Source organism: Enterobacter cloacae complex sp. OE43NF, assembly GCF_023544405.1.
GTDB lineage: Bacteria > Pseudomonadota > Gammaproteobacteria > Enterobacterales > Enterobacteriaceae > Enterobacter > Enterobacter cloacae.
This window is the reverse complement of the sequence record NZ_JAMJFW010000084.1, coordinates 1-8,522: the sequence shown is the minus strand read 5'-3', so window position 1 is coordinate 8,522 and position 8,522 is coordinate 1. Positions and strand designations below refer to the sequence as shown.

Genomic DNA, 8,522 nt, shown 5'->3' with positions numbered 1-8,522 from the left:
AACCTGAGGGTGGGAATATGTTTTCCGCGTATACTGTAGCTGAATGTTCCCCCATTCCTGTGGAAGCGAATCTGTCAGAATGGGAACGCGATAATTATAAGAAGGTGACGATTGAAACCCAAAAATATATGGATGCGTGTATCATGGAATTAAATAATCAACTCCCGCGCTTGCTGAAGAAATAGCATATGTATCAAAACAGTCCCGGTTTTAAAACCGGGATGTTATCTGTATGAAAATTAGCTTTTGATAAAAATAATTATGGGAATGGCGAAGTAGCTTCGGAAAATATTTTTGAACAATATCATTGAATGATCCCTACCTCCGTGCTGGAAATCCTATATCAATTGTTACATTTACTCTCATTACACGTTGCGGGGCTTGTTAGCAGTTGTCATTCTGATTACCCCGCCCCCCTATGCCCGGTTTACCATAAAATTCCTAAAATGTGTAATTTGCCAGCGACATCACTTTATCCTGCTCTGGATTGTTCATCTTCCATGTTAAAATACGTAGCAAACAACATTGTTAAAGGACAAACGATGAAAATGAAGCTTTCCCTGTTTTGCGCAAATACAGGTTTAAGTAAAAAGGACTTCCCCTTATGGTCAGATGTTTACGATGCGCTTCATCAGCTCAGGAGGAATACGGGAAGCGTTAATATTGTAGATGTTGATAATCAAAAAACGCTCATCATCCATTCGGATGGTATGCATTTCCTGCTCTCATTAATTGAGGGTAAGGATGATAAAACAAAAATACAAAGTATCCAGACTGCTTGTTTTGAAAGGAAGGAAAGTTCTGTTTCGCCTGTTTTTCTGAGTCATTCTCATGGCCTGATAAGTGATTTCGAGTTTGTGACTGAGGTTTCCAGAACCTTTTTCATCACAGGACAGGTTTAGCGTTTTGCTGCATTAAACCAACCCTGTTATATCCGGCATTTAAATTCCAAACCCATTTATTTAAATCATTATGCCTAATGAAAAGTAGGTTGTGGTCGTGTATTTCGTATTTTTTCTGAATTATTCTCAAACCAGACAAACCTTGTCCTGATTCAACACGTGGTAGGCTATGGTGTATAGCGTGTAATGGAGCCGTTAATGCCTCAGGAAAGAATAAACACCAATGACAAAAATACTGCTTGTGGATGACCATCCGGCAATCTGCTTTGCGCTCAAGGTGCTGCTGGAAAAAAATCCGGATTTTATCGTGACGACATCCTCCGGCGAGAACCTGCTGGCGCTGCTGCATCGGGAACAGCCGTCGCTGCTGATCCTCGATCTGGAACTCAAAAACGCTGACGGGCTGGATCTTCTTCCGCGTATCAAGCACCACTTCCCTGCGCTCAGGGTGCTGGTTTATACCAACCAGCCTGCGGGGATCTACGCACTGCGTACGCTGAAGGCCGGGGCGAGCGGGTTTATCAATAAAAGCCTGGCGCTGGAGCGCGTCGAGCCGGTTTGCCAGCTGCTGCTGGACGGCTATCACTGTTTCCCGGAAGAGACGTTCACGAAAATCGTCGAGGCTACTGAAATACAACATGATAGCCGGGCGCTGCTGGCGAGTTTCTCCGATCGTGAAATCGCGGTGCTGAACTATCTGAAGCAGGGCAAAAGCAACAAGGAGATTGCCGACCGGCTGGCGCTCAGCAACAAAACCATCAGCACCTATAAGGCGCGAATGATGAAAAAAAGCGGCTTTGCGCATTTTGAACAACTTTTCGAACTTATTGATGCTTCAGAGCCAGAGACGTGAGAGCCGTTACTTTTATCCTGTTTTTTTGTATTGCCTTTACCGTGTGCGCCGCGCAATCGGGGGAATCCCTTCGCCTTCTGGCGCGTAGCCATGAAAAGGTGATCGAGCCGGGACTCAGCGGTAGCGAATGGCGCTGGGTGCGCGAACACCGCAAAATCCGTCTGGCGGTCTGGGAGCCGATGATGCCCCCTTACGACATCACCACCGGGCTGAATGATTACGGTGGTATCAATGCGGATTTCACCGGGCTGGTGGCGGAAAACCTCGGCCTGGAGATCGAGGTGGTGCGTTATCCCACCTATGAGGATGCCTTGTCAGCATTGCGGGCAGGCAAGGCGGATTTTATGCCTCAGGCAGGGGATAGCCAGCAACAACAGGGGCTGATGCTGAGTGTGCCCTACAGCGACAACATCCCGGTTGAAGTGGTGAATACCGATGCCTCGCCCGATGAGCCGGTGAAAAGGATCGCCGTTTCGCCTGTCTACAGCAGCAGTGACGTGCTGGCCCGTTATCCGGGGGCTGACATTGTGAATTTCTCCTCCACGCGGCATGCGCTGGAGGCGCTGGCGTTTCGCGAAATCGATCTGTTCTTCAGCGATGCGATCACCGCGCGCTATCTGGCGAGTCAGTCCAATTTAAGCAATCTCAGTATTCGTCCGGTGGCGGACACGTTCGAGGCGTCGGGATTCTCGTTCGCCGCGATGCCAAAGATGGCGGTCTGGATCGCGATCCTCAACAAGATGCTGACGGCGCTGCCGGAGAACGCGGGGGTGGAGATCCACCGTCGCTGGAGCGGAGGGATCCCGCTTTCCCTGAGCGAAGAGCCACCGCGTTACACCTCGCTCGAACATAAATGGATCAAAGAACATTCCCGGATCCGCGTCGCGGTGGCGCAGGATAACGCCCCCATTGCCTTTTTCAACGAGCGCGGGCAGTTGCGCGGCATCCTGGCGGATCTGCTGACCGCGCTCCGCCTGCGTACCGGGTTTACCTTTGAAATCCGCCGTTATCCCAGCCAGGCCGCCGCCTTCAGGGCCATTAATCGCGGAGAGGCCGAGCTGGTTGCAGGCGTCACGCAGAAGGGGATCTGGCAGGCGGATCTCCTCACCACCCGAACCTGGTTGTATAACTCCTGGGTTATGGTTGGACGTGCGCTCCCGGGGAAGGAGGCGCTTCAGCCCCGCGTGGTGAGCCTGCGCGGTGAAGCGCCTGATGGCTGGCTTGGCCGACAAAACAGCGGCCAGACGGCGAAGGTCGATACCTGGTGGCAGGGTTTTAACAGCGTGGTGAAGGATAAAAACGACATGATGGTGGTGCCCCTGATCATTGCCAACGCCCAGCTCACCCGTAAAGAATTTGCCTCACTGAAAATTCTCGCCAGCATCGATGCCGAACCGTTGCGCTTTGCCTTTGGCGCATCGCGGCAGGCCTGGCCGCTGATCACCATTCTGAATAAAGCGCTGATCAACATCCCGCCGGAAGATCTCCACGCCCTGACGCGCGGCAGCAATACGGGCAATGCGTTTGCCTCTGTGTCGACGTCGGCGCTGTCGATTACGTGGTTGGTGACGTTCACCGCCGCCGGTCTGGCCTTGCTGGCGCTGGTGGCAGGATGGATCTACCGTCGGCGGCGCATCCAACAGGCGCGCATCCGCAAGCTCATTCAGACGCTGCGCGCGGCGAAACAGCGCGCAGAGCGAGCCCGTCGGGGAAAAAGCGCCTTTCTGGCGACCATGAGCCATGAAATTCGCACGCCCGTCAGCGCCATTATCGGCATGCTGGAGCTGGTGATGAAACGTCCCGACCATGCCCCGCAAAACCCGCAGTCGATACGGGTCGCCTGGGACGTGGCGCAGTCGCTGTTGCTGCTTATCGGGAATATCCTGGATGTGGAGCGTATTGCGTCCGGCCGTCTGGTGCTCCGCCCGGAGCGCGCCTCGCTTCGAAACCTGATTGAAGGAACGGTGTCGCAGTTTGAGGGGCTGGCGGCGCAGAAATCATTGAAGCTGCTGCTGGAAATGGATACCGCCCTGAAAGGGGACGTATTGATCGATGTGATGCGTTTTCGTCAGATCGTCACCAACCTGCTGGGTAACGCCATTAAATTCACCGACCACGGTCAGGTGATGCTGCGGGCGCAGCCGCAATGGCAGAACGGCGAGTTTATGCTGCTGGAGCTGACAATAGCAGACACCGGCGAGGGGATTGATATCGCGACGCAACAGCGTCTGTTCCAGCCTTTTAGTCAGGGTGAGAGCCGTACCCGGGCGCAGGGCAGCGGGCTGGGGCTCTATATTTGCCGCCAGCTTGCGGACATGATGGATGGGGATCTCACGCTGAATAGCGTGCCGGGTGAGGGGACAACGGTCACGGTGACGCTCAGGCTGCCCGTCATGGCCGCACTGCCAGAGAAAGAGACTAAAGCTTGTGTGCCACCCGGCAAACGCGCAGCGTTGACCATCATGGTGGTAGACGATAATCCGGTCGGGCAGATGCTACTTACCCAGCAGCTTGAGTGGCTGGGGCATGCGGTCACCCAGCACGACAGCCCGGCAAAGCTGCTTGAGAGCCTGGCAATCCGACAGCCGGACGCGGTGATCACCGACTGCAACATGCCCGAGATGAGTGGCTATGCCCTGTCGCGCATCATCAATGAACATTACCCCAGTGTCACGGTGTTTGGCATGACGGCGGACGCGCGTGAATCCGTGCGGGATGAGGCGCGGGAAGCAGGCATGCGCGACTGTATCTTCAAGCCGGTCACGCTGGTTGCGCTGGAAAATCTGCTTGCCCCTCTGGCCCCCTCCGGTAAATCGCCGGTTGCTTCGTCATATTCCATCTCGCTACCCCCAGCACTGCTGGACGGTGAGCATCTGGCAACGTTTCTGGATTTGCAGATAACCGTGCTGGAGGAGACGCTGGGCGATATTGCGCTGTGGCGAAAGGACCCCGGTACACCCTTGAAGGACGCGCTGCACCGACTGCGGGGCGGTATTCAACTGCTCGGTATGACGGCGCTTGAGGCGCGCTGTCTGGAGCAGGAGCGGGCTGCCGACAGCGGCGGCATCCGTCAGCTTGAGGAGGAGATTCAGGCATTAAGGGCCGCATTGCAGCGCTGGCGCGAGACGGGACTACAACCGGGCGAGACCGTCCTACAGCAGAATGAGGACGGGCGTACAGCGTAAGCTTCCCGTCCACCGGGGTACTCTTTTATTCGAGGACGTTCACATATAAAGGAGATATTCCGATGAAAAAACTCGTATCCGCGCTGGCCGTTATTGCCTCTGTTGGTATGTTCACCTCCGCCCAGGCGGCAGAAAGCTGCTCTGCCAAAGCCGCGGCACTGGAAAAAGAGATCCGTATCGCCCAGCAGTACGGTAATACCTACAAGGTCAACGGCCTGAAAAAAGCGCTGGCTGAAGTGAAAGCGCACTGCACCCCGGCAAGCGTACAGGCTGACGCGCAAAAAGAGGTGAAGAAGCTGGAGAAGAAACTGGCCGAGAAGCGTGAAGACATTGCCGAGGTTCAGGCCGATCTGCGTGAAGCGAAAGCCAAAGGCGACAGCAAGAAAGTGGCGAAATACCAGCGCAAACTGGCTGAAAAACAGAGCGATCTGAGCAGCATTCAGCAAGAGCTGAGCCGCGCACGCGCCGCGCTTGCCTCCCTGCAGAAATAACGCTTTTTTGTAAAACAGGTGAGGGGGCGTTAGCCTCCTCACCTTTTTGCGCTGCCTGCCATCATGATGCGACTCCATCTTCTCTTTTTTATGCTGCTGTTCGCCATGGCAGAAAGTCGTGCGGTAAGCCAAAAGACGTGGGTGATCCTCAATAACCTCTATAAAGGGGCGATTTCGTTTGAGGTGTCTGCCTCAGGGCCTTGCCTTAGCCAGCCGCTGATGGAGGAGTGGGGCGTACGTGACGCGGTGCTTTCACGCCTGGTCTGGGATGCCAAAGGGTGCCTGACGCCACAGTCTGCGGAGCAGTTTAACCTCAAATACTGGTATCGCCCGCAGGCGCAACTGCTGACGCTTCTGTTCCCGACAGACGCCATTAGCCCGCAGCAGAACGGCGTCAGCACCAGCCGCTGGGATGATGGCATCAACGCGCTGTTTATCAACTACTGTCTGGATGCGGATAACAGCCAGGCGCAGTATGACTGGGAGCGTTCCGGTACTGACGCCACGCTGAGCCTGGACAACGGCCTTAATGTGGGCCCCTGGCGTTTGCGTTATCAAAACACCTTCTGGCGTGAAAAAGAGGGACAACACGGTTCGTACACCAATGCGATGTCGCTCTGGCGCAGCATCACGCCGCTGCGTTCGCGCGTGACCCTGGGCGACGGCAATACCTCTTCAAATATGTTCGACAGCCTGGCGTTTCGCGGCGCATCACTCGCCAGTGACGAGGCGATGTACCCTGATAGCTGGCGACCCTATTCGCCGTGGATCAACGGCTATGCCCGTACAGAGGCGGAAGTCACCATTCACCAGAACGGGGTACGTGTTTACCGTATTCACGTCCCGCCCGGGCCGTTTACCATTCGCGATTTTTATCCGCCGGACCCGGACGGCAACCTGGAACTGACGGTGCAGGAGAGCGACGGTACGGAGCGTACCCGCCTGCTGCCTTATTCCAGCATGCCCAATCTGGTGCATCACGGGCTCTTTAGCTACGAACTGGCCGCCGGTCGGTATAAGCCTTTTCACGGTATCGACAGGGACAAGGATCGCTTCTGGCAGAGTACGTTCTCGTGGGGAGTTGCCCCGCAGGTCACCGTGTTTGCCGGGCTGCAGCAAGGGGAGCACTATTTCAGCCAGGTCGCGGGTTTTGGCGCTAACCTCGGGCGGTGGGGGGCGTTTTCCGCAGATGTCAGCGCGGCTCGCTATACGCAAAAGGCGGAGACGCAACGGGGCAAGGTGTGGCGTCTGCGCTATGCCAAAGCGTTCTTTACGACTGAAACCAGCCTCACCGCTCAGCTCCAGTGGTATCCACGTAATGAACATTACCGGTCGCTGGAAGAAAAAATCACGCGGGCGGAGCTGCTGAGATACGGCTGGGACGATGACGTCACCCGGCGGGCGCTGCGCGGGGAGCTGGAGCTTAACCAGAATCTTGGCGAGGACGCCAGCCTGAGCCTGTCGTGGCACGGGTTGAAGTCACGTGAACCTGACGCAGGCAGCATGGGGATGACGCTGAGCCTGGATGCGACCTTACAGAACGTGGATGTCAGCCTGTACGGCGGTTATGAACGCTACGGTAAAAACCCGGATGAAACCACCGTGGGTATCAATCTCAGTGTGCCTTTATCCCTTTGGGGGATGACGAGTAATGTCGGCTATATCACCGAGCTCGCCAGCCGGGGGGAAGATAGTCATGGAGTGAATGTGTACGGTTCGGCGTTGAGTGATTACAGCCTGCGTTACGATCTGCAGGCGACGCATACCCTACACCGCAATGATGAGTTGTCTGCGAGCCTGGGCTATCAGTACAACGCGGGCGAGCTGAACCTCAGTATGGTACGCGGCGGAGCGCGCCGTGATTATCATGCCGACACCAGCGGCAGCATTCTGGTACACGCAGGCGGCGTGACGCTTGGCCAACAGCTCGGCAGCACCGCTGCGCTGGTGGACGTGCCGGACTCGCCGGGCATTGGCTTCTATAACCAGTTTGGCTCCACTACCAATGCCCGAGGTGAGCTACTGGTGAGTTACTTAACGCCGTGGCGCGTGAACCGCATTACGGCCGATAGCCTGAGCTTGCCGGAAAACACCGCGCTGGATGTGACGGAACTGGAATCGGTGCCGACCGATGGCGCGATTGTTCTGCTGCGTTTTCCCCAACCGGTAACCGATTGAAATAAAAAGGAACGGTACTAAAAACAAGACAAATCCCTACGTAAAATTACCAGGTAAAACGCGTATTCATCCTAATAGTTTGCCCTTTCGGGACTGCTTATGATTCGTCTCACTGACTGTTTTTCAATGGAGTGTAGATGAAGATGAAAGCAATTTTAATCGCCCTGCCTGTGGCGATGATCCCGGCTACCGTTCTGGCGGCAAATACGGAAGAAGGGTATTACGGTTCGGCAAAATACCTGCAGATTGAACAGCGTGCGAAAGAGATGGATACCAGCGCGCGTCCGGGTGTCGGACAGTTTGTGGGCGGTAAAGAGAAAGAGCATTTTGGCGGCGCGGCGATTGCCGCAGGCTACCAGTTCGGTAACGGCTGGCGTACCGAAGGTGAATACACCTTTAAACAAAAAACGGAGTACACCAGCGGCTCCAGCACATTCGCGAGCAGCTTTAACCACCTGCAGACCGAAACAGAACGACTGATGCTGAATGTCTACCGCGATTATGAACTCGGCTACGGTGTCTCTGTTTACGGTACCGCAGGGCTTGGCGTAAGCAAGATCAAAGCGGGCGGCTGGCAGGGTAACGCCGGACGTGAATACGCCTCGACCACCCAAAGCAACCTGACCTACGCGTTAGGAGCGGGCGTAAGCTACACGCCGGTTGAGCGTCTGTATGTCGATCTGGGCTATCGCTATATCGATATGGGCAAGATCGAAAGCTGATATAACAATTTTACTAACGCGCGCGGCTTAAAAGACGAGCAGATGAAAGCGCATATTGTCTCTAACGAATTTACGCTGGGTATGCGTTACGTGTTTTAACCTGTTGTGATCGTCACTGCTTTAAAACAGGGCCAACACCGTGGGAGTGCGGGGTTGGCTTTTTTATTGCGTAAACAAAAAAGCCACTCATA

At 55.1% G+C, this 8,522-nt stretch carries 5 protein-coding genes and 2 pseudogenes; all 7 read left to right on the top strand.

Annotated features, from left to right (window positions below; genetic code table 11):
- Window positions 1-185, top strand: a pseudogene (locus tag M8370_RS22375) (hypothetical protein); the annotation flags it as partial.
- A 357-nt stretch (window positions 186-542) separates the two neighbouring features.
- Window positions 543-902, top strand: coding sequence for a hypothetical protein (locus M8370_RS22370; protein ID WP_226835174.1), 360 nt, complete (start codon window positions 543-545; stop codon window positions 900-902).
- A 223-nt stretch (window positions 903-1,125) separates the two neighbouring features.
- The gene (locus tag M8370_RS22365; protein WP_095908303.1) at window positions 1,126-1,755 is read left to right on the top strand and encodes a response regulator transcription factor; all 630 of its coding nucleotides are present in this window, start codon (window positions 1,126-1,128) and stop codon (window positions 1,753-1,755) included.
- Entirely contained in the window at window positions 1,752-4,940 is a 3,189-nt protein-coding gene (locus M8370_RS22360; RefSeq protein WP_250021759.1) for an ATP-binding protein, read from the top strand. Before M8370_RS22365 ends, M8370_RS22360 begins: the two co-directional genes overlap by 4 nt.
- Before the next feature lie 62 nt (window positions 4,941-5,002).
- Window positions 5,003-5,431, top strand: coding sequence for a DUF1090 domain-containing protein (locus M8370_RS22355; protein WP_013098815.1), 429 nt, complete (start codon window positions 5,003-5,005; stop codon window positions 5,429-5,431).
- Window positions 5,432-5,536: 105 nt separating this feature from the next.
- The gene (locus tag M8370_RS22350; protein ID WP_250021758.1) at window positions 5,537-7,609 is read left to right on the top strand and encodes a fimbria/pilus outer membrane usher protein; all 2,073 of its coding nucleotides are present in this window, start codon (window positions 5,537-5,539) and stop codon (window positions 7,607-7,609) included.
- Window positions 7,610-7,746: 137 nt separating this feature from the next.
- Window positions 7,747-8,430, top strand: a pseudogene (locus M8370_RS22345) (outer membrane protein).
- Window positions 8,431-8,522: the final 92 nt, after the last annotated feature.

Coding starts and splice junctions, on each gene's coding strand:
- M8370_RS22370 (WP_226835174.1), top strand. CDS start 543: ATGAAAATGAAGCTTTCCCTGTTTTGCGCAAATACAGGTTTAAGTAAA.
- M8370_RS22365 (WP_095908303.1), top strand. CDS start 1,126: ATGACAAAAATACTGCTTGTGGATGACCATCCGGCAATCTGCTTTGCG.
- M8370_RS22355 (WP_013098815.1), top strand. CDS start 5,003: ATGAAAAAACTCGTATCCGCGCTGGCCGTTATTGCCTCTGTTGGTATG.
- M8370_RS22350 (WP_250021758.1), top strand. CDS start 5,537: ATGGCAGAAAGTCGTGCGGTAAGCCAAAAGACGTGGGTGATCCTCAAT.